This window comes from Pseudomonas sp. D3-10 (assembly GCF_051132175.1).
Classification (GTDB): Bacteria; Pseudomonadota; Gammaproteobacteria; order Pseudomonadales; family Pseudomonadaceae; genus Aquipseudomonas.
In genome coordinates, this window is the sequence record NZ_CP071668.1 from 5362468 (window position 1) to 5386872 (window position 24405).

The 24405-nt window shown below is 63.2% G+C and carries 23 protein-coding genes; 7 read left to right on the forward strand and 16 right to left on the reverse strand.

What is annotated here, in order from left to right; genetic code table 11:
* Positions 1-82 precede the first annotated feature (82 nt).
* The gene (locus tag J3P90_RS24330; protein ID WP_434561833.1) at positions 83-1006 is read left to right on the forward strand and encodes a LysR family transcriptional regulator; all 924 of its coding nucleotides are present in this window, start codon (positions 83-85) and stop codon (positions 1004-1006) included.
* On the opposite strand, the gene trhA is transcribed toward J3P90_RS24330, so the two are convergent.
* Positions 994-1611: a PAQR family membrane homeostasis protein TrhA gene (trhA, locus tag J3P90_RS24335; RefSeq protein ID WP_434675510.1), complete on the reverse strand. Its 618-nt coding sequence runs from the start codon at positions 1609-1611 to the stop codon at positions 994-996. The two genes, J3P90_RS24330 and trhA, sit on opposite strands and share 13 nt — an antisense overlap.
* 172 nt (positions 1612-1783) lie before the next feature.
* Here trhA and J3P90_RS24340 point away from each other — a divergent pair, with 172 nt between their 5' ends.
* Entirely contained in the window at positions 1784-2698 is a 915-nt protein-coding gene (locus J3P90_RS24340) for a LysR family transcriptional regulator (protein WP_420765006.1), read from the forward strand.
* A gap of 119 nt (positions 2699-2817) precedes the next feature.
* Here J3P90_RS24340 and madM read toward each other — a convergent pair whose 3' ends face one another.
* The 15 genes from madM to pilG all read right to left on the reverse strand — a co-directional run bounded on the left by madM (position 2818) and on the right by pilG (position 20420).
* Positions 2818-3582: a malonate transporter subunit MadM gene (gene madM / locus J3P90_RS24345; protein WP_420765007.1), complete on the reverse strand. Its 765-nt coding sequence runs from the start codon at positions 3580-3582 to the stop codon at positions 2818-2820.
* Positions 3583-3587: 5 nt separating this feature from the next.
* Positions 3588-3980, reverse strand: coding sequence for a malonate transporter subunit MadL (gene madL, locus J3P90_RS24350; protein WP_420765008.1), 393 nt, complete (start codon positions 3978-3980; stop codon positions 3588-3590).
* Positions 3981-4046: 66 nt separating this feature from the next.
* A complete protein-coding gene (gene mdcH, locus J3P90_RS24355; protein WP_434675511.1) occupies positions 4047-4967 on the reverse strand; it encodes a malonate decarboxylase subunit epsilon in 921 nt (306 codons plus the stop codon).
* Positions 4964-5587, reverse strand: coding sequence for a malonate decarboxylase holo-ACP synthase (locus J3P90_RS24360; protein ID WP_434609062.1), 624 nt, complete (start codon positions 5585-5587; stop codon positions 4964-4966). Before J3P90_RS24360 ends, mdcH begins: the two co-directional genes overlap by 4 nt.
* The gene (mdcE, locus tag J3P90_RS24365) at positions 5581-6384 is read right to left on the reverse strand and encodes a biotin-independent malonate decarboxylase subunit gamma (protein WP_434675512.1); all 804 of its coding nucleotides are present in this window, start codon (positions 6382-6384) and stop codon (positions 5581-5583) included. The genes J3P90_RS24360 and mdcE overlap by 7 nt, the downstream gene beginning before the upstream one ends.
* A complete protein-coding gene (locus tag J3P90_RS24370) occupies positions 6381-7232 on the reverse strand; it encodes a biotin-independent malonate decarboxylase subunit beta (RefSeq protein WP_434609058.1) in 852 nt (283 codons plus the stop codon). The genes mdcE and J3P90_RS24370 overlap by 4 nt, the downstream gene beginning before the upstream one ends.
* Positions 7225-7524: a malonate decarboxylase subunit delta gene (locus J3P90_RS24375; RefSeq protein ID WP_420765013.1), complete on the reverse strand. Its 300-nt coding sequence runs from the start codon at positions 7522-7524 to the stop codon at positions 7225-7227. The genes J3P90_RS24370 and J3P90_RS24375 overlap by 8 nt, the downstream gene beginning before the upstream one ends.
* On the reverse strand, positions 7524-8399 hold the full coding sequence (locus J3P90_RS24380) for a triphosphoribosyl-dephospho-CoA synthase (protein WP_434609056.1): 876 nt from the start codon (positions 8397-8399) through the stop codon (positions 7524-7526). Before J3P90_RS24380 ends, J3P90_RS24375 begins: the two co-directional genes overlap by 1 nt.
* Entirely contained in the window at positions 8400-10070 is a 1671-nt protein-coding gene (gene mdcA, locus J3P90_RS24385) for a malonate decarboxylase subunit alpha (protein ID WP_434675513.1), read from the reverse strand.
* Between the two features lie 163 nt (positions 10071-10233).
* Positions 10234-10695: a chemotaxis protein CheW gene (locus J3P90_RS24390; protein ID WP_434609052.1), complete on the reverse strand. Its 462-nt coding sequence runs from the start codon at positions 10693-10695 to the stop codon at positions 10234-10236.
* Positions 10688-16615 (reverse strand): Hpt domain-containing protein, encoded by a 5928-nt coding sequence (locus J3P90_RS24395; protein ID WP_434675514.1) that lies wholly within the window; start codon positions 16613-16615, stop codon positions 10688-10690. Before J3P90_RS24395 ends, J3P90_RS24390 begins: the two co-directional genes overlap by 8 nt.
* A gap of 201 nt (positions 16616-16816) precedes the next feature.
* Complete coding sequence (locus tag J3P90_RS24400; RefSeq protein WP_434561815.1) at positions 16817-18877, reverse strand: methyl-accepting chemotaxis protein; 2061 nt, start codon at positions 18875-18877, stop codon at positions 16817-16819.
* Between the two features lie 153 nt (positions 18878-19030).
* Positions 19031-19570: a chemotaxis protein CheW gene (locus J3P90_RS24405; protein WP_420765020.1), complete on the reverse strand. Its 540-nt coding sequence runs from the start codon at positions 19568-19570 to the stop codon at positions 19031-19033.
* Positions 19571-19580: 10 nt separating this feature from the next.
* Positions 19581-19946 carry a twitching motility response regulator PilH gene (pilH, locus tag J3P90_RS24410; protein WP_420765021.1) on the reverse strand — a complete coding sequence of 122 codons (366 nt, stop codon included), beginning with the start codon at positions 19944-19946 and terminating at the stop codon, positions 19581-19583.
* Between the two features lie 45 nt (positions 19947-19991).
* A complete protein-coding gene (gene pilG, locus J3P90_RS24415; RefSeq protein WP_434561813.1) occupies positions 19992-20420 on the reverse strand; it encodes a twitching motility response regulator PilG in 429 nt (142 codons plus the stop codon).
* A 222-nt stretch (positions 20421-20642) separates the two neighbouring features.
* On the opposite strand from pilG, the gene gshB reads away from it, so the two are divergent.
* The 5 genes from gshB (at position 20643) to pyrR (ending at position 24383) form a co-directional block, all read left to right on the forward strand.
* A complete protein-coding gene (gene gshB, locus J3P90_RS24420) occupies positions 20643-21614 on the forward strand; it encodes a glutathione synthase (RefSeq protein ID WP_420765023.1) in 972 nt (323 codons plus the stop codon).
* A 96-nt stretch (positions 21615-21710) separates the two neighbouring features.
* A complete protein-coding gene (locus J3P90_RS24425; protein WP_420765024.1) occupies positions 21711-22607 on the forward strand; it encodes an energy transducer TonB in 897 nt (298 codons plus the stop codon).
* A gap of 180 nt (positions 22608-22787) precedes the next feature.
* Complete coding sequence (locus J3P90_RS24430) at positions 22788-23357, forward strand: YqgE/AlgH family protein (protein ID WP_186612059.1); 570 nt, start codon at positions 22788-22790, stop codon at positions 23355-23357.
* Positions 23357-23794: a Holliday junction resolvase RuvX gene (gene ruvX / locus J3P90_RS24435; protein ID WP_434649767.1), complete on the forward strand. Its 438-nt coding sequence runs from the start codon at positions 23357-23359 to the stop codon at positions 23792-23794. The genes J3P90_RS24430 and ruvX overlap by 1 nt, the downstream gene beginning before the upstream one ends.
* 82 nt (positions 23795-23876) lie before the next feature.
* Complete coding sequence (pyrR, locus tag J3P90_RS24440) at positions 23877-24383, forward strand: bifunctional pyr operon transcriptional regulator/uracil phosphoribosyltransferase PyrR (RefSeq protein ID WP_420765026.1); 507 nt, start codon at positions 23877-23879, stop codon at positions 24381-24383.
* Positions 24384-24405: the final 22 nt, after the last annotated feature.

A 24405-nucleotide genomic window follows, 5' to 3' on the forward strand; every position in this document is an offset into this window, starting at 1 on the left:
TGGGTCAAGGTTAGGATCGGATGACAGCGTTCGAACAATGAATAAAGATGGGCCTCCTATAAACAAAGGTTATGGACTTGCCATGCGCCTTCGTCATATCGAGATTTTCCAGGCCATCCGCCAGACCGGCTCCATCAGCGGGGCGGCGCAGTTGTTGCACGTCTCCCAGCCGGCCGTGACCAAGGTGTTGCAGCATGCCGAACAGCAACTGGGGTTTGCGCTGTTCCTGCGGGTGCGCGGCAAGCTGCAGGCCACGCCCGAAGCGCTGGAACTGGAACGCGAGGTCGACAAGGTCAGCGAAAGCCTGCAAGGCGTTCGGCGCCTGGCCCAGAGCCTGCGCCGCGAGCCCGGCCACAGCCTGCGGATCGGCGCCACGCCAGCCTTGGCCTTGTCGCTGATGCCGGCGGCGATCCATCACTGGACCCGACTGTATCCAGACATCGTGTGCGAATTATCCAGCGCCCACAGCCGCGAATTGACGCAAAACCTGCTGATGCGTGAGATCGACGTCGCCCTGACTTTGCAACCGCCCGATCACCCCGGCCTCAAGGCCCAGCCCCTCGCCAGCGGCGTGCTGGTGGCCCTGGCGCCCAGCGGGCACTGGCCCGAAATGGCCATCGGCACGCCCATGCCATTGCAGGCCCTGGCCGATGCGCCGTTGATCGGCCTGTCCAGCACCGACCCGCTATCGGCCAGGCTGGACGGCTATCTCAAGTCAGTGGAACCGCCGCCGCGCATCAACATCGCCGTGCAGACGTACTCACTGGCCCGGGCCATGGTCGAGTCCGGTGCCGGGCTGGCGGTGATCGACCCGTTCACGGCCTTGGGCGCTTCGAGCACCCGCACGGCCATCCGCCCGTTGTCACCTGCGCTGCCCATTTCCCTGTACGCCGTGACCCGGGCCAACGAGGCCCCAGCCCATACAATGGGTGCCCTGCTGGAGATTTTCGCCAGCCAGGCCCAGGCGCAACTGGATCGTCTGTTTACAAGTGCTCAAAGCACGTAGAACAGAATCGCCACGAAATGCAGCAGGCTGCCGGCAATGACGAACAAATGCCAGATGCCATGGGCATGGCGCAGGCGTTGGTCGAGCGCGAAAAAAACGATGCCCACGGTGTAGAGCACGCCGCCCGAGGCCAGCCAGGCGAACCCGGTGCTACCCAGCGCCGCCAACAACGGCTTGGCCGCCACCAGGACGATCCAACCCATCACCGCGTAGATGACGATCGAGAGGACCCGCGCTTCGGAGCGTGGCTTGATCTCCTGCAGGATGCCGATCAGGGCCAGTCCCCAGACAATCCCGAATAACGTCCAGCCCCACGGCCCGCGCAGGGTCACCAGGCAGAACGGCGTGTAGCTGCCAGCAATCAACAAGTAGATCGAAAAATGATCGACCTTCTGCATGATTTCTTTTTTGCGTCCGCGCACGCTGTGATAAACCGTCGAGGCGCTGTAGAGCGCCAGCAAGGTGAACCCGTAGATTGCCACGCTGACAATCTTCCAGGGATCGCCGGCCATCCCGGCAATCACCAACAACCACACCGCGCCGATAAACGCCGCGACAGCCCCCACCAGGTGCGTCCAGGCGTTGAGTCGTTCTCCGTGATACATCCAATCCCACCCCACATTCCGAAACTGGCGCCAAGGCTCAGGCCTGGCGCCTGAAACTGCAATGAATTGCTTTTCAAATTGCGATACAGCACGTGTGGCGAGGGGATAAATCCCCTCGCCACAAAGGCAGGTTCGGGCACAATCAGCCCATACGAATAAGAGTCTGCCTCCCATGCTGATCGACGAAGAATTGACCCTGAAAAAACTCGAGGTGTTCCTGGCTTTCATGCGCACCGGCAACCTGGCGCGGGCGGCGGCCGATCTGCAAACCAGCAACGTCAGCGTGCACCGGGCCATTCACTCCTTGGAGAGCGCCCTGCGTTGTCCATTGTTCAAGCATGAGGGCCGCAACCTCACGCCGCTGGAAAGCGCCTATGTATTGGAAGAGCGTGCGCAGAAATTGATCCAGGACGTGATCGAAAGCGTGCGCCTGACCCGTGAGGCGGCTGGTTTTTCCGCCGAGCGTTTCAAGCTGGGATCGTTGTATTCATTGACGGTCAAGACCGTGCCGCAGCTGATCATGGGCCTGAAGATCCGCCGCAGCGAGCTCAATATCGACTTGATCATGGGCTCCAACATCGACCTGTTGTACAAGCTCAAGAACATGGAAGTCGATGCGATCCTGGTGTCGCTGGACGACAGCGTCAACGACCCGGACTGCGAGCAGATCCAGCTGTTTTCCGATGACATCTTCCTCGCCACGCCGGCCGACTCCCCCTTCGCCCAGCGCAGCGAAGTGGACCTGGCCGAAGTGCGCGACGAGACCTTCATCACCCTGACCCAAGGCTTCGCCACGCATCAGGACGGCGTTCGGGTATTCAAGCAGGCGGGGTTCGAGCCGAAGGTGGCGATGCAGGTCAACGACATCTTCACCCTGCTGAGCATGGTCAGCTCCGGGGTAGGCTATGCCTTGCTGCCGGGCAGGATCGCGGCGGTGTACGAAAACCGGGTGAAACTGATCCCGTTGCAGGAAAAGTACCGTTTGCAGCAGCACATCGGCGTAGTCTTTTTGAAAGCCAAGGAGCGCGACCCGAACCTCCTGGCGCTGTTGGCGGAGTGCCGGATGTATGCCAATCGCCTGGCTTGAAACCGAGCCGCGCCCATCGCGAGCAGGCTCGCACCCACAGGGGATCTGTGAACACCGATCCAAAGTGGGAGCGAGCCTGCTCGCGATGGCGCCAGCGTAGTTAGCGAAGAGCCTAAGCCCTACCCCATCAACCCGCGCATGATCAGAAACAACAGCGAAGGCCCGAGCAAGCAGCCAAGCGCCGTATAGAACGCCGCCGTCAGGCAGCCATACGGCACCAGCTTCGGATCGGTCGCCGCCAGGCCGCCGGCCACGCCACTGGAAGTACCCATCAGCCCACCGAAGATCACCGCGCTGCGCGGGTTGTTGAGGCCGATGAAGGGCGCCACGAACGGCGTCGCCACCATCACCAGGATCGCCTTGATCAACCCGGCGGCGATGGACAGCGCCATCACCTCGGAACTGGCGCCAATCGCTGCCCCGGTCACCGGCCCGACAATATAGGTCACCGCCCCGGCGCCAATGGTGGTCAGGCTCACCACATCGGTGTAACCGAAGGCCATCGCCACCCCAACACCGGCGATAAATGAAGTCCCGACCCCGACGAACAAGGCCAGTATCCCCACGAAGCCGGCGCGCTTGAGCTCCTCGACGCTGACACCGAACGCCGTGGCGACAATCGCAAAATCACGCAGCATCGCGCCACCCAGCAAGCCGATCCCGGACAGCAGCGGGATGTCCACTACGCCCTTCTGCCCGCCGGTCATGGCCCCGCCGATGTATGAAAGCACCAGGCCCAGCAGGATCGCGATGGCCGAGCCATGCAGGCGACCTTTGGTGAACGTGTTACTCATCCAGTAGGACACCCACATGGTGATCCCGACAATCGCAAAACCACTGATCAGGCCGTAGCCGGTGATGACTTTCATCATGGATTCGTACATGGCGATCACCCGACCGTTTTCACGGACACGTTGGATTGAGGGTCCTTGTTACCAATGCGCACCAGCACCGGTACCAACGCAAAGGCAATCGCCACGGCCAGGGTCCCGGCCAGGATCGCCATCGGCCCGCCTTTCAGCGCGCCATAGACGTTTTGCTGCGCCGCCATCGCCACCACGATCGGGATATAGATGGCACTCCAGAATTCCACGCCAGCTTCAGACTTGCCCTTGAACAGGCCGCGCTTGTTCAGATAGCTGCCCAGGCCGATCAATAGCAGCATCGCAATGCCGACACCGCCGACGTTGGCCGGCACGCCGATCAATTTGCCCAGCAGCTCACCGATGAAAATACCCGCCAGGGTACAAAAGGCCAGAAACGCCACACCGTAGATAATCATTGTCGTAATCCTCAAAATGCATCGTCGAAGTTGTTGTTTTTGTGCTTCGCCAGCTTGAGTCGGTGTCTAGGGTTGGCGGCGTCCCTCCTCATGCAGTAGCGCTTGCAGCGTATCCAGCCGCGCGCCATCAAACGCCATGACAGTGCCTTGCTCGAATACCCGGCGCGCCAGCCCGGTGAGCACCGCGCCGGGCGGCAATTCGATTTGCAGGCGCACGCCACGCTCATAGGCGCTCTGCACCGTGCCGCGCCAATCGACGACACGGCACATGTTGAACGCCAGATCGTCGCGCAACGCATCGGTCTTGAACATCGGCCGGGCGCGGCTGCCACTGAGGTAGCCCAATGTTGGCGCCTTCAACGGCACGTCGGCGAATGCCTGGGCCAACGTCCGGGCCGGTGCCTCCAGCAACGGGCAATGGGACGGCACGCTGACCGCCAGCCGGCAAGCCTTGCCCGCGCCTTGACGCCGGGCCTTTTCGGCGACGAGGCCCATGGCTTCGTCGCTGCCGGCGATGACTACCTGGTTATCGGCATTGATATTGGCGAGGTAGACCGGCGCTGTTTCGCTGTGTACCTGGGCAAGCAAGGTCTCCACCACCGCGAGGTCCAGGCCGATGATCGCCGTCATGCCGTAGCCTCGTGGATACGCCTGCTGCATCAGCTCGCCCCGCAGGCTGACCAGGCGCAGCGCATCCGCAAAATCCAGCGCCCCAGCCACGACCGCCGCCGGATAAGCACCGATGGACAGCCCCGCGACGTAATCCGGAGCGCGAGCCTGCTCAAGCAACCGACGAGCGCCCGCCACGCCTGTGATCAGCAGGCACAGCTGCACGGCGCGAGTCGATTGCAAAGCCTGGGCACTGTCCAATCGCAATACATCTTCACCCAGCACATCCCCCGCCTCTTCGAGGATCAGCGGTGCCAACCCATGGAGCATGCCCACGCGCTGCGCACCCTGGCCGGGAAAGACGAAAAGGCTGCTCACGCGACCTGCTCCACTGGAGATTGCCAAGGGTCGCTCACCAGGCGCGCCTGGACATCATCCTTGAGCAAGACCCGACGCGACGAGCCCGCCCACTCGCGTAGGGCGACGGCGCCGCAAGGCGTTTGCAACTGCATGTCCACGGCGCAGACCGAGGCATCCAACAGCGCCAGCAGTTCCTTGGCCTGGAGACGATTCAGACGACGCGGCGCGCGCAGAATCAAATCCAAGTCACTGCGTTCATGCAGCGCCTCGACACCCGTGGCCAATTCGAACCCGGCGCTGCCGCTCACGCCCCAGATCCAACCACTGGCGTCGAGCAAGGAGCGGAGCTGCGCCAGGGCGATCAGCGCAGGCAGGTCACGACGGCATTCGACATGACAAAGATCTTCCGGGCGTACCCGGCGCTGGACCGCAACCACAGGCATCGACGCGGCGTAACGCTGTTCCCGGGAGGGGCCGCGCAGGCCCACCGCGACGTGCCCGGGCAAGGTGAGCGCCCGACGCACCACCACCGGCTGCCCGAGGTCGAGCGATTCGACAGCCCAACCCGGCGCATCCGCAGGCAACTGCAAGGCAGTCATCCCCCAGAGCAGGTCATGGGCCAGGAACGTGCTCACCACTGCGCCCTCAACAACTGGCGAACTTGGCTGGAAGCTGCGCGATGGGCCGCCCCCAAACGCCCGCTCAGATCCCGAGGCCCACCCGCCACGTCGTTGATCGCCTGTTGCAGGCAATCAGTCACCCGCCCCAGATCCGCTGCCGTCGGTTGCTCGATCTGCTCAACCGACAAGGTTTCCCAGAGCAAACCCAGGCTGGCAAAACTGTCGATGTCATAGGCCATTGGCGGCACGCTGGCAGCCAGGGCTTCAAGTTCTTCGACACTGCGCAAGGTCACCCGCGCCGCCGAGGCCTTGCCCATGGCATGGACCATCACCCCCGGGTCGCGCAGGGCAATCAGCCGGTTGGCCTGGTAGCCGTGGGCCAAGAACGCGCCGGACATCGCCTTGCCCACCAGCAAGCCAATCACCGGATGCCCGGCCAATCGGGCGCGGGCATAACTGTCTGCCGCGCCAGCCAGTGCTTGGTGAATGCCGAGGGCTTCTTCGCGACGGCCATAAGCCTGGCTGGGCACATCGACAATGGCGATCAGCGCACGTTTGCGAGGCGCGTTGCGGTCGGCTTCGATGGCATCGTCCACCGCCTTGGCCAAGCCCCAACCTTCGAGCAAACCGACTTCGCCATTGCGCGCCCGAGGAAAACGGTTGTCGGGATCGGCCACGACGGCGATCAACCGCGCGGTTTGTTCGCCCAGTTGGACGTCGGCCACTTGCAGCGAAGCTGGCAAGCCATCCAACGGCTTGGCGCCGCCGCTCAAGGCCTCGAACCAGCGCGCGCCTCTCATGGAATACGAACTCATGGGCGTTCTCCCTGATACAGCTGGCGAACCGCTGACGGTTCGATTTGCACGTCGGTGTCCAGGCGGGCCAGGCGTTGCAGGAACAAATCGGCCTGACCGCTGCGGTGTTCGTCGGGCACACCCAGGTGCAACAGTTCGCCGACCTGCCGACGGATCTGCGCGACGTCATCGGCAACGTATCGGTCCACCAGCCCGGTCGCGTAGCGCTGCTCGCCACCGGTCAGGCTCCAGATGAACGGACGATCGCGGGAGTCGTACTCGTCGATGCCGGCCTCCTGCTCGATCACTTGCGGGCCGTTCAACCCCAGCCGCGCTTCCTGGGTCACCAACAGGTAACTGCACAACCCGGCGGCAATCGACATGCCGCCAAAGCAGCCAACGCTGCCCGCTACCACGCCGATCACCGGTTGGAATTGGCGCAGGTCGACGATCGCCGAGTGGATCTCGGCGATCGCCGCGAGCCCGAGGTTGGCCTCCTGCAACCGCACGCCGCCGGTTTCCAGCAGCAGCACGACGCGGGTCGCGATGCCTTTGCGGTTGTCTTCAGCCGCCAGTTCCAGCGCACCGGCAATTTTTGCCCCGCCGACTTCGCCGAGGCTGCCGCCCTGGAACGCACCTTCGATGGCGGCGATCACCACCGGTAGGCCATCGAGCGTGCCCTTGGCGATCACCACGCCATCGTCGCTCTGCGGCACCACGCCTTGGCGCAGCAGCCATGGCGACATGACGCGCTGGAAGGGGTCGAGCAGTTCACGGAATGTTCCCTCGTCGAGCAAGGCCTTGGCCCGTTGCCGGGCACCGAGTTCGACGAAGCTGTGCTTGTTGAGCAGCGTTGCGCTGTCAGTCATGGCCGATCTCCTCGAAGCCTTGTTCCAGGCGCAGACGCACCACGCCTGGGGTGGCGCCGAAATCATGGATGTCGATGTTCATCGCCGGGGGCGTCTGGCCGTCGAACATGCGGGCGAACAAATGCTGCCAGCGTTGCTCGCTGCCATTGACCGAGGTCTGCACCTGAATGGTCAATTTTCCCGCCAGCCCCGGTTCGATCAGCACCTCCAGATCGCCCGAGCCGACGCAGCCCACCAGCGCCCGGCCTCGTGGCGGCTGTCCGGCGGAAAATTCAAAGGACAAGGTTTCCATCAGCACACTCCTGGAAAGAGGTCATCGCCGCGCTCGATACGGTCGAGAAAGAGGCAGGCGGCAAGCAGGTCGGCAGCGCCGCCGGGCGAGGCGTTCAAGGCAATCAATTGTTGGTCCAGCGCATGGAGTTGGCGGCGACCCACCAGGCTCGCGCTGCCACCGGCGTCGAGCACCGCTTTGGCGCCCTGTTGCATGGCTTGCAGCCCCGCTTCGCCGGCGCGGTAGAGCACGCAGGTGTCGGCCAGGGTGGTCATGATCGCCAGCAAGGCATCGAGCCGGGCGTTCTGTTCGCCCGCTCCAGCCGCGCGGCTGCGCTTGAGTTGCGGCAGGCCCAGGCCGGTGACGGCCGGGAACGCCAGCTGCGCTTCTTCCCGGGCACCGCGTACGCCGTAACGCTGGGCGACCTGGACGCCATGGCTCAAGGATTGGGGCGCATAACGGTCGTTGAGCAAGGCCAGACGAGCGGCGCGTAGGGTGACGGCGCCCGCGACGTTGGATTCAGGCTTCAGCGCCGCCGCAGCGATCAACAGGCCCAAGGCCCAGATCGCGCCACGATGAGTATTCACCCCACCCGTGGTGGCGAGCATCGCGGCTTCACCGTCACGGCCGATGCGGCCCAGGGCTTCGCGCAATGGCAGGCCGATCTCGCCACAGTCGAGGGCGGCTTCGGCCATTTCCTTGAAGGCCGGCCACAATGACAACGCCGAAGCGTGCATCAGACCCAAGTGCAGATCGGTATGGGCACCGCTGCCGCGCCGATCCACCAGCGCCGGTTTCGGCGAGAGGTCGGCCTCATCGATCAACGCGTCCACCGCCAGGTCGGCCAGACGTTCAGCCAGGGAAATTGGCTTGGGTTGCAGATTCAAGGCGCGCATTTACCAGCTCCTGAACTTGGCGGGCGGGTTGTAGAGGCCACCGGACCACTCCACCAGATCGGCCACGCTCTTGGCCGCGAGCAGCTCGCGGGTGGCGTCGGTGCGGCGGATACCGAGGTCTTCGGGCAAGGCAATCAACCCTTCGCGGCGCATGCGCGCGGTGTCTTTCGGGTCATGGCGCAAGCCGACGGCCGTCACCCCGGCCACGGCGGCGATCATCGCCTGGCGCTCTTCGAGGGAGCGAGCCTTGTACAGGTAGGCGATGCCTTCTTCGGTGAGCAGGTGGGTAACGTCGTCGCCGTAGATCATGATCGGCGCCAGGGGCATGCCGGCCTGCTTCGCCACGTCCACCGCGTCGAGGGTGTCGACGAAGGTCGGTTTGCCGCCCTCCTGGAACGTCTCGACCATCTGCACCACCAGCTTCTTGCCGCGCTCGAGCAGCGGCGCTTCGCCGTCGCCGTGGCGCATGTCGAGCCAGGCCGGGGTGCCATGACGACGGCCGCGCGGGTCGTGGCCCATGTTCGGCGCGCCGCCAAAACCGGCGAGTCGGCCACGGGTCACGGTGGAGGAATGACCGTCGCCGTCCACTTGCAGGGTAGCGCCGATAAACAGGTCCACCGCGTATTGCCCGGCCAGTTGGCAGACCATGCGGTTTGAACGCAGCGAGCCGTCATGGCCGGTGAAGAACACGTCGGGCCGGGCGGCGATGTAGTTCTCCATGCCCAGTTCGGTGCCGAAGCAATGCACGCTTTCGACCCAGCCACTTTCGATGGCCGGGATCAGGGTCGGGTGCGGGTTGAGGGTCCAGTTGCGGCAGATTTTGCCTTTGAGGCCGAGGGATTCGCCGTAGGTCGGCAGGATCAATTCGATGGCGGCCGTGTTGAACCCAATGCCGTGGTTCAAGGATTGGACGTTGTGTTTTTCGTAGATCCCACGGATGGCCATCATCGCCATCAGCACATGCACAGGCTTGATGTGGCGCGGGTCGCGGGTGAACAGCGGCTCGATGTAGAACGGCTTGTCGGCCACCACCACGAAATCCACCCAGGACGCCGGGATGTCCACACGGGGCAGGTCACTGACGTCGTCCACCAATTGGTTGACCTGGACAATGACGATGCCGTCGCTGAAAGCCGCCGGCTCGATCAGCGCGGGGGTGTCTTCAGTGCTGGGGCCGGTGTAGATATTGCCGGCGCGGTCGGCCATGAAACCGGCCGAGAGCACCACGTTGGGAATCAAATCCACCACCAGCCGGGCATAGAGTTCGATGTAGGTGTGGATCGCGCCGATTTCCAGCAGGCCGTCTTCCAGCAATTGGCTGATGCGCAGGCTTTGGGTGCCGGCAAAGGAAAAATCCAGCTTGCGAGCGATGCCACGCTCGAAGAGGTCCAGGTGCTCGGAACGGCCGACGCTGGGCATGATCATGTGCAGGTCGTGCAGCTTCGATGGGTCGGCCTTGGCAAGGGAGCGCGAAAGAAAATCCGCCTGCTTCTGGTTATTGCCCTCCAGCACCACACGGTCGCCGGGCAAGATCAATGCCTCCAACGCCGCAACGATGTTATCGGTGGGCAACACCACGCCATCGGCAAGGTCCTTGACCAACGCCAGGCGCCGCTGCTTTTCGCCGCGCCGCCGCGTCCATCGCGAGTCGGGGGATATTGTTGTTGTCATGTCCACTCCACGGGTTCGCTTTCGTGGGGCTTACCTTAGGAGTGTTGTGGCGAGGGCATCAATCAAGCTCGATGGTGGATCGTTACGGTGGGAGTAATGGTTGAGTGCGGCGCGATGGACAGCGCTTTTCGTGGCGAGAAAGCTAGCTCCCTCGCCACGGATATCAGCTCTGGGACAGCCCCGCGGCAATCACCAGCTCCTCCAACGCCAACAGATCCGGTACTTTCGCCACATGTTCCCCGACCTGCACGGCGGCCTGCTCCAGCCCGCACAGCGGCACGTCAACGTAGCTCAACTGGCTGTCGAGCTTGTAGGAGCGCGGGATGCCTTGGACCAGCAGGGCAATGAAGCGCAACTCCGGGCGGCCGCCCAGGGCGTTGAGCACGACGATGCGCGCGCGCTCGCCGATCATGGTTTTCTGGCCACAGGCCGACTCGAAACTCAGCAGTGGGATCTGGCGTTCGCGCCAGCTCACCCAGCCCAGAAACCAGGGCGGTGTGTCCATGTCGAACGCGCTGCTTTGGTAGTCGATCAGCTCCGCCACCGCGACATTGGGCAATACCAGATGCCGGTCGGCCAAGGGCAGCAACAACCCGGTGAGATGACTGGCGCGAAATTCATCCATGGTTTTTGCTCCAGTAGGCGATGCTGTCGAGCAGCACCGATTCCTGGTACGGCTTGCCCAGGTAATCGTTGACACCGATGGTCATGGCGCGGTCGCGATGCTTCTGGCCGGTGCGGGAGGTGATCATGATGATCGGCAAGTGCGCCAGGCTTGGGTCGTTGCGCACTTGGGTGGCGACTTCGAAGCCATCCATGCGCGGCATTTCGATGTCCAACAGCATCAGGTCAGGCGTGTGTTCGCTCAACAGGGCCATGGCGTCAACTCCGTCCTTGGCCGTGAGGACATGCATGCCATGGCGCTCCAGCAAGCGGCTGGTAACCTTGCGCACCGTCACCGAGTCGTCCACCACCAAAATCAGCAGCGGTCGCTGGGGTTCGCTCTCACTTTGGGTAGACAACTGGCGGCGCGGCACCTGGTGCGGCAAGGCGCGGATCGGCGCCAGCAGGTCGAGGATCAGCACCACCCGGCCGTCTCCCAGGATTGTCGCCCCGGACAGGCCCCGTACCGCTGAGAACTGCGAGCCGAGACTCTTGACCACGATCTCCCGGGTCCCAGCGGTGGCGTCCACCTGCACCGCGACGTGCCGTTCGTTGCACTGCACCAGCAGCACCGGCAAGGGCTGGCTTTGCCCCAGTAATTTCGGGCGGGCCGCGGTTTTCAGCAGCTCCCCCAGGTAACACAGCTCGTAGCGCTGCCCGGCGTAGGTGTAGGTGGGCGGATCGAGCTGGTAATAGCCGTCCAGTTCAGCGGGCAATACCCGGACGATGCTATCGATGGTGTTCAACGGAATTGCGTACTGGTCTTCATGGTACTGCACCATCAACGCCCGGTTCACCGACACCGTGAACGGCAGGCGAATGCGAAAGTGCACACCCTGCCCCGGCGTCGAGTCGATGGACATGGTGCCGCCCAACTGCCGCACCTCTTCGTGGACCACGTCCATGCCGACGCCACGCCCGGAAATCTGGGTAATTTTTTCCGCCGTGGAAAAGCCTGGCTGGAGAATGAACTGCAGCACATCACGGTCACTGATGTCGCTGTCGGGCGCCAGCAAGCCACGCTTGATCGCCTTGCGCCGCACCGCGTCCAGTGGGACTCCGGCACCGTCGTCGCGAATGTCGAAGATGATGTCGCCCCCCTCCCGAGACAAGTCGAGGCTGATGCGCCCCTTGGCCGGCTTTCCGGCGGCGATACGCACATCGGCGGGTTCAAGGCCATGGTCGACGGCGTTGCGCAACATATGCTCCAAAGGCGCCGCCATGCGTTCGAGCACGTTGCGGTCCATCTCGCCCTCGGCATTGTCGACCACGAACTCGACGTCCTTGCCCAGTTCTTGGGCGACTTGCCGGACGATGCGCTTGAGTCTCGGCACCATGCGCTCGAACGGCACCATGCGCGTACGCATCAGGCCTTCCTGGAGCTCGGTATTGATGCGCCCTTGCTGTTGCAGCAGGTTTTCCGCGTCGTGATTGCTGCGGTCAAGGGTTTCCTTGAGATCGAGCAAGTCCGAAGCGGACTCGAACAGCGCCCGGGACAATTGCTGCAACTGGGAATGGCGGTCCATCTCCAAGGGGTCGAATTCTTCGTAGCCCAACCGCTCGGCTTCCGCTTGCTGGCGGCTGAGAATGCGCCCCTGGGTTTCGGTATCCAGGCGACGCAACTGATCGCGCATGCGCTCGATGGTGGTTTCCATCTCGCCCAGGGCAATACGCGCGTCGTTGACTTGTTGCTCGATACGGCCACGGAAGATCGATGTTTCGCCAGCGAGGTTGACCAGGTCGTCGAGCAATTCGGCGGAGACCTTCACTGTGTCCACGCCGTCGCCCGACATTGCGGGCTCGGGTCGCGACGGCAGCGTTGCTGGCGCCTGGATCGAGGCAGGCTCCGGTGTTGCAACAGGTTCGGGCGCCTCGTTCTCCTGCGGATGGCCCACCGCGTGGATCCGCGCGATCAACCGATCGCCTGGCGGACACGGCTGTCCTGCGCGGACCGCGTCGAGCATCTGCGCCAGTCGGTCATGACTGCTTTGCAGCAGGACAAATAGCTCGGGGCCCGGTTGCAGCAGACCCGCCGACAGGCCTTCGTAAAGGTTTTCCAGTTCATGGGCGAGATCGCCGATGGGGGCGATTTCCACCATCCGTGCGCCGCCCTTGAGGGTGTGCAGGTCCCTTAGCAAGGTTTCCACGGCCTGGCGGTTGCCCGGGTCTTCCTGCCAGCGCAGCAAAGCAGCGCCGGAACTGTCGAGGATGTCGAAACCCTCCTCGAGAAAGATTTCCAGCAGCTCCGGGTCATGCCCCGTGGCATCGCTCGGACTCGCCCCCGGTGTCTCGATGGCGTTCGGCCGGTCCTGGCGGAACCGGTGGATAGCGTCGATCAGCGCAACGGGATCGCCCAGTGGCTGGCCTTGCTGCAACTGCCCGAGCAAAAGATCGAGGCGCGCATGGCTGCTGTCGAGCAGTTGCGCCAGTTCCTCGCTGTAGCTGTAGCGGCGATCCACCAGTCCCTCATAGAGGCTTTCGAGCTCCTGGGCGAGGTCACTGACCGGCCGGATATTCGCCATGCGCGCGCCGCCCTTGAGCGTATGCAGATCGCGCTGCAGCGACGACAGCGGCGCGCCGTTGTCCGGATCGGCGAGCCAGCGCTGCAAGGCCTGGGCGGCGCTTTCCAGGATGTCCTGCGCCTCTTCGAGGAAGATCGAGGCGATGTCGTCGTCGACCGAGGTCTCGGTGGTCGCGCCCTGCTCCATTTCGGCGGTCGCCTGTCCCAGCTCGCGGATGCTAAGGGTGCGACTGCCGTCGCTGCGAATCAGCCCCGTGGCGGCTGGGTCGAGACTCTCTTCGAGCAGTTTGCGCAGGGCTTGCACCCGCTCGGACCGCGAATGCACATGCTGGCCGGCCGCCAACTCGTCGAGCATGTCGATCAACGCTTCGTGGGCGCGTTGCGCTTCCTGGAAAAAGGCGTCGCTGACTGCGAGGCTGCTTTCCTCCACCGCGCCGTAGAGGTCGAGCAACGCTTCGCAGAGCTCGTCCACCGGGTGCAGGTCGGCCAGGTGCGCGCCTTCGCCCAGGGTGGTCAGCTCATCGAGCAAGGCACTCAATTCCTGGCTTTCAGCGGGATGCTGCTGCCAACGCTGCAACAGGTTCTCTGCGTCCAACAGGATATCCATGCCTTGGGCGAGGAAGTTATTGATCAACTGCGGATCACGCTTGGTCCGCGCGCCTTGATCCGCCGCGCCCACCGCCGCCTGCAAGCGCTCGGCCAGCAGCGCCCGGGCCCGCTGGATCAAGTCGGCGGCACCGGCTATCGAAGCCAACGGTTCGCTGTGCAACTGGCGCAGGCCGCGTCGCAACAGCCCCTCGCCCTCAAGCAGCAGTTCAATCTCATCCAGGTCCAGCGCCAGCGAATGCGCCTTGTATTCCCGGGCCAGCTCGTCCAGCGCCCCGGCAAGCTCGGCAATGGGCAGCACACCGGCCATCGATGCGCTGCCCTTGAGGGTGTGCAACGCCCGTTGCAGTTCGTCGCTGGCCTGCAACGGCAGTTGTTCGGCGGCTTGATCAAGGAAGCGATCGAGCGTGGCGAGGTGCCCTTGGGCTTCGTTGTCGAAAATGTTCAGGAGCAGCGGATCGAGAGCCGTCACGTCTCGCTCGTCGTCATCGTCTTCATCGCTGCCCTTGGCAAGAGCATGGGCGCGAGCCGCCAGACGATCGACGTCGTCACGCTGGGATTGGCGGTGCGCGGCGAATTCGGCGACCAGGGCCGGCAGCAGTTGCACCGTTTCTTCAATCAACTGCCGGACCGAAGCGCCTGGCTCCACGCTGCGTTCCAGCACCCGGTTGAGCAGGTTTTCCACGGCCCAGGCCAACTCACCGAGGATCAGCGCCCGAACCATCCGGCCGCTGCCCTTGAGGGTGTGGAAGGCTCGGCGCAGTTCTGTGAGGGCGCCATGATCGTCCGGATGGGCAGCCCAGCGCGGCAGGTACTCATTCAAGACATCGAGCACTTCGGCGGTTTCCTCGAGGAACACCTCGCGCAGCTCATCGTCTACCGGGCTTTCGTCCGCCGGGGGCGGCAGCAGGCTGGCGGGCATGTTTCTCGCCGGCGGGTTGACCGCCGAGACCGGGCTGGCCAGGACTTCGGCCAAGGATTGCACGGTCTGCGGGTCGTCCAGCTCTTGCAGATCCTGCATGACCTGGGCTTCGTTGGGGCTGAGCACGTCATCGAGTAACGGCACGCGGGCTTCGTCGGGGAAATACCCGAGGGCGCCCAGGCTGCGCTCGACCCCATCAAGCAGGTTCTCGGCAGGCTTGTGGGGGTCTTCGCTCAAGCGCTCCAGGTAATATTCCAGGCCGGTGATCACGTCGGCCAGGTGATCCAGCTCTTCCCAGCCCGGTCGGGCATGCTCGAGCAACAGGTGCTCGTGGATGAAACCGTGGCAAGCCTCCACGAGGCTGGCAGCACGGGTCAACGGGATCATCGCCAGCGCACCGCGCACCTGGGTCAGCAGCGCCGGCAATGGCTGGAGCTGCTCGCTGTTCCAGTCCGCGTCGATGTAGTCGACGATCAGGTCCTTGGCCTGCTGCAGGCAGGTGTGGGCTTCCTTGATGACGATCTGGTGGATCTGGGTCAGGTCGGTGGTCGGCAGACGGTTGTCTTCGCGGCTCTCCGGCTCGACAGTGCCGACCATGCCAGCCAGGGTCGCCTCGACATAGAGCAGGGCTCCGGCGACGTCCATCAGGGTCGCGTCATCCGGCTCGCGTTGGCCCTGGGCCAGGCTCAGGACCACCGCCAACTGGTCGATGATCACTTTTCGGGGCTGGCCGAAACCCAGCACCGCCAGGGTGTCGGCGATCTGGCGCAGGGGCGCCAGCAAACTGTCCAGCTCCGTGACGTGCTGCCGATCGCTGCGCACGAAAAGGTCCAGGCGTTCCTTGACCCGGACCAGCTCCTCGCAGAGCGCCGCCAGCACCGAGCGCATGGCATCGCGGTCGGGCCCGGCCAGGCGGGCCCGTTCCTCATCGACCATGGCGCTGTCGGGCAGCGCGTCGTCCAGTGAGTAGCGTTCTTTCATGATCTGCATCTGCCCGCTGGGATGTTCGGCCTTGGCAATATAGAACAACAGGCTCTTGACCAGGTGTGACGGGGCCGGTTGATTGACGCCTGGCATGCCCTGCACCAGCAGGCGCTTGAGCTCCTTGTCGGCATCCTTGAACAGGCTGCGCAACGCCGGGCTGTTGGCGATGCGCCCCTCGCGCATGCCCTCGACCAATGCCGAAGCGACCTGCCACAACGCATTGAGTGGCGCCCCGGCGCACAGCGTTTCCAAACGGTGGAAGACTTTGGCCAGGTAGCCGAGGTGAGTGACGTCGTCTTGTTCGCGCAACAACCCCACCAACGCGACCTGCAAGGTTTGGCGCAGCTTGCGCAGGGTGCCTGGCAGGTCGGCGGGTTCGAGCCGTTTCAAGGCGTCATCCCTGAGAGGCGCGACATCAGGCAACTGCGGGCTGAACAGACTGGTCTCCGACAACAGGCTTTCGCCCCTGGCGCTGCGCAAGTCGTTGATCAACGGCAGCACCACCAGCGGCAGGTCGCGACGGGCGCCTTGCACACGTTCAAGATAGGCCGGCAATTGGCCCAGGGCCTGGCGCAACAGGCTGACGGCCTCGTCGCGGTGGGCAATACGATTGTCCTGCAGCGCGATGCACAGTTGCTCCATTTCTTCGGCGAGTAACGCCGCGCCATAAAACTCGACCATCTGCAGGCCACCGTGGACCTGATGGATACAGGCCAGGCATAGGGCAAGTGCATCCGGCGCCTGCGGGTCGTCCTCCGGACGATTGAGTGCCAGATGAGCCTGCCTCAGCGTTTCGGCAATCTCGCCCTTGACCCACTCCAGGGCCACGTAGTCGTGCCGATCACCCATATCCACTCCAAATCAACAGTCATATGCAGCAGAGCACCTCAGCCCTTTTGGCGAGGGAGCTTGCTCCCGCTGGGCCGGTTCGACGCCTCGGGCGCAACGGCCAAGGATTTTATGAGCGCTGCGCGCTCAAGCGGGAGCAAGTTCCCTCTCCACAAAAACTTCCTCGCCAGATGCGTTTTTTCAATGTGCAGCGCTGGTCAGTCACTGCTTGTCCTCATCGCCAGCCGGTGCTGGCGGCAAGGTGAAACCCGACACCGAGCGGCGCAGTTGGCTGGCCATCTTCGCCAGGTTGCCGATGCTCTCGGCGGTGGCGGTAGAGCCGGACGAGGTCTGCGAGGTGATCTGCTGAATCACGTTCATGGTCAAGGAAATCTGCCCTGCGGAGGTGGTCTGCTGCTGCGCCGCGTTGGAAATGCTCTGGATCAGCGCCGCCAGGGTCTTGGACACACCTTCGATTTCCTCCAGGGCGACGCCGGCGTCCTGGGCCAGGCGGGCACCGCGCACCACTTCGGTGGTGGTCTGTTCCATGGAGATCACCGCTTCATTGGTGTCGGCCTGGATCGCCCGCACCAGCGTTTCGATCTGCCGGGTCGCCGCCGAGGAACGCTCCGCCAACCGCTGCACTTCGTCGGCCACCACTGCGAAGCCGCGACCGGCATCACCGGCCATGGACGCCTGGATCGCCGCGTTGAGTGCCAGGATGTTGGTCTGGTCGGCGATGTCGTCGATCAGGCTGACAATGTCGCCAATTTCCTGGGACGACTCGCCCAACCGCTTGATGCGCTTGGCGGTGTCCTGGATCTGTTCGCGAATGTTATCCATGCCATGGATGGTGTTGTGCACCACCTCGTTGCCCTTGTTGGCGATTTCCACGGAGCGCTCGGCCACCGCCGACGACTCGGCGGCATTGGCCGAAACCTGGTCGATGGATTGGGCCATTTCATTGATTGAAGTCGATGCTTCGGAAATTTGCTGGGCCTGGTGCTCGGATGCCTGGGCCAGGTGCATCGCCGTGGCCTGGGTTTCCTGCACGGCGGCAGCGACCTGGCCGGCGGTGAGGTTGATGGTCGCCACCAGATCACGCAACTGATCCACCGAGTAGTTGATCGAGTCGGCGATGGTCCCGGTGAAATCCTCGGTGACCGAGGCAGTGACGGTCAGGTCGCCGTCGGCCAGGTCCTCGATTTCGTCGAGCAATCGCATGATTGCATTCTGGTTGCGCTCGTTCTTTTCCGCCGTCTCTCTCAACTGGCGGTTGGTTTCGCGAACCATGACCAGGCCGATAAGGATAATCGACATCAGCGCCAGCAGGCCCAATACATAGCCGCCAATGGTGTTGACCGAACGCCCGCCCGCCAGGTTCTCGAACGCCGTGGCCAGGTGCGAGGCCTCATCGAGGAGGGTTTGCGACAGGCTGAAGATATTGCTCGCCGACTCGCGGACCTTGAACAGCTCCGGGGAGGTCTCGAGGATTTCATCCACCGAGCCCGAGACGAACTCGAACAGCTCGCTGATTTCCGACAGGCGCGCCCGGGCATCGCGATCCTGTACCTGGGGGATCTTCAAGGTCGGGTCCCCTTGCAGCATGCCGTTGAGCACCTGGCCGAAACGCGCGGCGTCGCGGCCAAAGGTATCGGCGGCCTGGCTGGCATTTTCATCGCCGGCCAATACGGTATTCACCGCGCCGAGGATGCGTTCGGCCAGCAGCGACTGGCGCTGGGCCATGGCCACCTGGGCGGCCGGCGCTCCACGTTGCAGGAGGATCTCGACGACTTTTTCATACTCGACCTGCAGTTGCGGAACGGTTTCGGCCAGGGTCGCCGCGACTTGATGCAGCGACAGGACGGTTTGCTCGCTGGAGAGGATGGCATCGGTATTCTTCAGCAGCCGCTCCCAGTCCAACTGCACGGCACGCATCTGCGGACGCAGGGTGGCGGGCGCCGGCGGCAGGCCGGTCACCGGATCGCCCTGTTTCAGGTAGCCCCAGCGCTGGGCGAAGTCGTTGCGCGCATCGCTCAGCAGCTTGAACGCAGCCGCCTTGCCGGCCGCGGCCTCGGTGGCGTTCTTGGCGATGCGCTGGGACAACACCCGCAGCTCACCGGCATGGCCGATGTACTGTTTGTCATAGGTGGACTGGACGTTGAGGTACGCGAAATTGGCGAACAACAGCATGATGAAGACAATCAGCGCGACGAACAGCACGATGATCTGCGAACGACTGCGCGACGCTTCCAGTGGCTTGCCTGTTTTTGCTTTGATCATCGGTTCTCGCCTGTCCCCAAAACCCCAAACCACCGCCATTCAAATGTGGGAGCGAGCTTGCTCGCGATAGCGGCGGTACAGCTTGCATCAATGTTGACTGCACTGGCGCCATCGCGAGCAAGCTCGCTCCCACAGGGGCCGCGCTGCGGCCTGTTAAACCGCCACATCCATGAACCCCGGCGAACGCGCCAAGGCAAACGGGCTGAACACCTGCCATTGCCGCTCGCCGGCGAAACGGCCCTGGACGTACGCCGATTCCGGGCGATCCAAGGAGGCCGTGGGAATCGCTTCAAGGCTGTCCTTGGCAAAATGCTGCAAGCCGAGCACTTCGTCCACCAGCAAACCGGCGAAGACTTCGTCATGGTCCACCACCAATACCCGCCGCTGCTTGCGCACGCTGGACAGTTCATGGCCGAAAAAACCGCACAGGTCCATCAGTGGCAACAAGCGCCCCCGCAGGTTGGCGACTCCGCGAACCCATGGCTTGACCCCGGGCAACGAGGTGTGGCGCGGCTCATGCAGCACTTCACTCACTTCGCCCATGGGCGCCACGTACCAATGTTCGCCCAGGCGAAAACCGATGCCGCTCCAGCTGTCCCGGTGCATGGGCTGGGACGGGAGGTCCGCGCCCAGCAACCGGCAGCGTCGATCGATCTGAAGCAACAGTTCGAATGCGGTCAGGGAGTGGCTCATGCCCGCGTCGTCAGCCTTCCAGCACTTTGTTCAGGGTCGTGATCAGGGTGTCCTCGTCCACCGGCTTGGTCAGATAGTCCTTCGCACCCTGGCGCGTACCCCAGACCTTGTCGGTGTCCTGGTCCTTGGTCGTGATGATGATCACGGGGATGTGTCCGGTATCAGGGTCCTTGGTCAGCTGGCGCGTGGCCTGGAAACCGTTGAGGCCGGGCATGACGATATCCATCAATACCGCATCGGGTTTTTCCTGGCGGGCCAATGCCACGCCATCGGCGCCGTTTTCGGCCTTCAGGACCTCGTGGCCGTGCTTTTCCAGCATGCCAGTGAGCTTGTACATCTCAGTCGGCGAATCATCGACGATCAGAACGCGTGCCATGGTGTTCCCCATTCTTCTGGACCTCGGGCCCGAGGCCGAGCGTCATTAATGTGCCTGGTGCGACTGGACAGCGGCAAAGCCCGGGACATGGGCCTGTATCGCGCCCAGCAGTTCTTCCTTGCTGAAAGGCTTGGTCAGGAATTGATCGGAGCCGACAATGCGCCCCTTGGCCTTGTCGAACAGACCATCGCGGGACGACAGCATGATCACGGGCGTCGCCTTGAAGGCGCTGTTGTTCTTGATCAGGGCGCAGGTCTGGTAACCGTCCAGGCGCGGCATCATGATATCGACAAAGATAATGCCTGGATGATGATCGACGATCTTGGCCAGGGCATCGAAGCCGTCGACCGCCGTTATCACTTCGCAACCAACGTTGCGCAGCAGGGTTTCGGCGGTGCGGCGGATGGTCTTCGAGTCGTCGATGACCATCACCTTCAAAGCGCTGGGTTGCTGCTGCGTAAGATGCTCTGCCATTGCCACTGCGAACCGGTTTTTAACGCATAAGTGTGATCGACAGCGCAAACCCTTGATGTTCAAGGCCCGCACGTCACATGGCAGCCTTTTTAGCACAGTCTCCAGCAACGATCTATCCGCCGCTCGGTACGGTGGTTTTTCCTTGACCGCCAATCTTCGGGGCGCCACTCTGACGCCACTTTTTCAGCCATTTGTGCCCATCAAATTTCGAGGAACCAAGCCATGAGCGTACGCGTCGGCATTGTCATGGACCCAATCGCCAGCATTTCCTATAAGAAGGATAGCTCGCTGGCCATGCTGCTGGCCGCTCAAAAGCGCGGCTGGGAGTTGTTCTACATGGAACAGCGCGACCTCTACCAGGCCGAAGGCCAGGCCCGGGCACGGATGAAGCCGCTGAAAGTCTTCGCCAACCCCGAGAAATGGTTCGAACTGGGTGACGAGAACGACGCGCTGCTAAGCGACCTGGACGTGATCCTGATGCGCAAGGATCCGCCGTTCGACATGGAATTCGTGTATTCCACTTATCTGCTGGAACAAGCTGAGAGCGCGGGCGTGCTGGTGGTCAACAAGCCGCAGAGCCTGCGCGACTGCAACGAAAAGCTGTTCGCCACGCTATTCCCGCAATGCACGCCGCCCACCATCGTCAGCCGTCGCCCGGACGTGTTGCGCGAATTTGCCGATCATCATGGCGACGTCATCCTCAAGCCCCTGGACGGCATGGGCGGCTCTTCGATCTTCCGCCACACCGCAGGCCATCCGAACCTGTCGGTGATCCTGGAAACCCTGACCTTGCACGGCCAGCAACAGATCATGATCCAGGGCTACCTGCCGGCCATCGTCGACGGCGACAAGCGCATCCTGATGATCGACGGCGAACCCGTCGATTATTGCCTGGCGCGCATCCCGGCGGCCGGCGAAACCCGTGGCAACCTGGCGGCCGGTGGTCGTGGCGAAGCTCGTCCGCTGACCGACAAGGATCGCTGGATCGCCGCCCAGGTCGGCCCGACGCTGCGCGAAAAAGGCCTTCTATTCGTCGGCCTGGACGTGATCGGCGAGCATCTGACGGAGATCAACGTCACCAGCCCGACCTGCATCCGCGAGATCGACAATGCCTTCGGCACGGACATCGGCGGCATGCTGATGGACGCCATCGAGAAGCAGCTGCAAGCGGCAAGCCACACGCGGCAAGCTTGATGCAGCTTGTCGCTTGCTGCTTGAGGCTTGAAGCTAAAAACCAACATTGCGTTATCATGCCCGGCCTGTGAAACCCGCGATGTTGGTTTTTTTGCCATGACACTCCCGTCCGATCTGCCCCAAGAGCTCGCCCATCGTGGCGTGCGCCCGGCTGATCGCCTTGGCTTCACCCTTTTCCTGGCGGCATTGATCCACCTGGCGCTGTTGTTGGGCGTCGGCTTTGCCACGGTCGAACCCAAGCAGATCAGCCAGACCCTGGAAATCACCCTGGCCACCTTCAAGAGCGAAACCAAGCCACAGAAGGCGGACTTCCTGGCCCAGGAAAACCAGCAGGGCAGTGGCACCCTGGAAAAGAAAGCGACCCCCAAGACCACCGAGATCGCGCCGTTTCAAGACAATAAAGTGCAGAAGGTGACCCCGCCGCCCACGGCCAAGCCGGAGGTCCAGGAGACGGCGCCCAAGGCTGCCGTGACCACCGTGGCGCCGAAGCCGAAAAAAGCCCCGGTAAAGGAAGAGGTCAAGCCCGATCCGAAACCCAAGGCGCCAGAACCGACTTTCGACAGCTCGCAGTTGTCCAGCGATATCGCCAGCCTGGAAGCCGAACTGGCCCAGGAACAGCAGTTGTACGCCAAGCGCCCGCGCATCCATCGCCTGAGCGCAGCTTCGACCATGCGCGACAAGGGCGCCTGGTACAAGGACGAGTGGCGCAAGAAGGTCGAGCGCATCGGCAACCTGAACTACCCCGACGAAGCCCGGCGCAAGCAGATCTACGGCAACCTGAGATTGATGGTTTCGATCAACCGCGATGGCTCGCTGTACGAAGTGCTGGTGCTCGAATCCTCCGGCCAGCCGCTGCTGGACCAGGCGGCCCAGCGAATCGTGCGCCTGGCCGCGCCCTTCGCACCGTTTACTGGTGACCTGTCGGACATCGACCGCCTGGAAATCATCCGCACCTGGAAGTTCGCCCGGGGTGATCGGCTGTCCAGTAACTGATCTTCAGACAGTATCAATACCCTGTGGGAGCGAGCTTGCTCGCGATTGCCATCGATCATTCAGCATGAATGGCGACTGACACACCGCATCGCGAGCAAGCTCGCTCCCACAGGGGATTGGTGACAGCCCCAAGCATTTCCCAGCTTGTCAGTTCGCCCCCACGCCGCCACACTAGCGCCTATGAAAAACGTCAGCCCCACCTACCTCAAGCATCACTTCCTGATCGCCATGCCGCACATGGCCGATCCGAATTTTGCCCATACCTTGACCTACATCGTCGAGCACACGGCCAATGGGGCCATGGGACTGGTGGTCAATCGCCCACAGGAGCTGAACCTGGCGGATATCCTCGAGCAACTGCGCCCCGAGGTCGAGCCGCCATTGCTGTGCCAGCATGTGCCGATTTTCATCGGTGGCCCGGTGCAGACCGATCGCGGTTTCGTGCTCCACCCGTCGGGTCCCAAATTCCAGGCCACCGTCGATTTGAACGGTGTGTCGCTGTCCACATCCCAGGACGTGCTGTTTGCCATCGCCGACGGCGTCGGCCCGGAAAAGAGCCTGATCGCCCTTGGCTATGCCGGCTGGGAACCCGGGCAACTGGAAGCCGAACTGGCCGACAATGCCTGGCTGACCTGCCCGTTCGACGCCGACATCCTGTTCAACACCAGCAGCGAACTGCGCCTGGAAGCGGCCGCCAGCAGGCTGGGCGTCAACCTCAGCTTGCTCACCAGCCAGGCAGGACACGCCTGATGGCTCTCCGCCTGCTGCTGGGCTTCGACTACGGCACCAAACAGATCGGCGTTGCGGTCGGCCAGGTCGTCACCGGCCAGGCCCGCGAACTGTGCACCTTGAAAGCACAGAACGGCGTTCCGGACTGGAACCAGGTCGAAGCGCTGATCAAGGAATGGAAACCCGACGCCGTGGTGGTCGGCCTGCCGTTGAACATGGACGGCACGCCCAGCGACATGTGCGTGCGCGCGGAGAAGTTCGCTCGACGGCTCAACGGCCGCTTCAATCTGCCCTTCTATACCCATGACGAACGCCTGACCACGTTCGAGGCCAAGGGCGAACGCCTGGTCCGCGGTGGGCAGAAAGGCAGTTACCGCGACAACCCGGTGGACGCCATCGCCGCCGCCCTGCTGCTGCAAGGCTGGCTCGATGCCAACGCCGCCCTGTTCGAAACCTGATTTTTTGAAAGCGCCGCGAGGCGCTTTCTTTTAGCGATAAACCGAGTCACCAGCACCGACCCGGAAACCTGAAGGAGCCAGCATGAGCCTGCCCAATCCCGCCGAACTGATCAGCCAGATGGCGATCCGTCTCACGGCGCACCTGGAACAACGCGGCATTAGCGAACCGCGCTACATCGGCATTCGCACCGGCGGCGTCTGGGTTGCCCAGGCCTTGCTCGATGAACTGGGCAGCGATTCGCCGCTGGGTACCCTGGACGTGTCCTTCTACCGCGATGACTTCAGCCAGAACGGCCTGCATCCACAAGTACGTCCCTCGGCCCTGCCGTTCGAGATCGAAGGCCAGCACCTGGTGCTGATCGACGACGTGCTGATGAGCGGCCGGACCATCCGCGCCGCCATGAACGAACTGTTCGACTATGGCCGCCCGGCCAGCGTGACGCTGGTGTGCCTGCTGGACCTGGACGCCGCCGAGCTGCCGATCCGCCCGAACGTGGTCGGCGCGACGCTGACGCTGGCCACCCATGAGCGGGTCAAGCTCTCCGGGCCGTCGCCGCTGCAACTCGAACTGCAAGACCTTGCCCTTTAACTGCCCTTGTAAGAGTCCATCG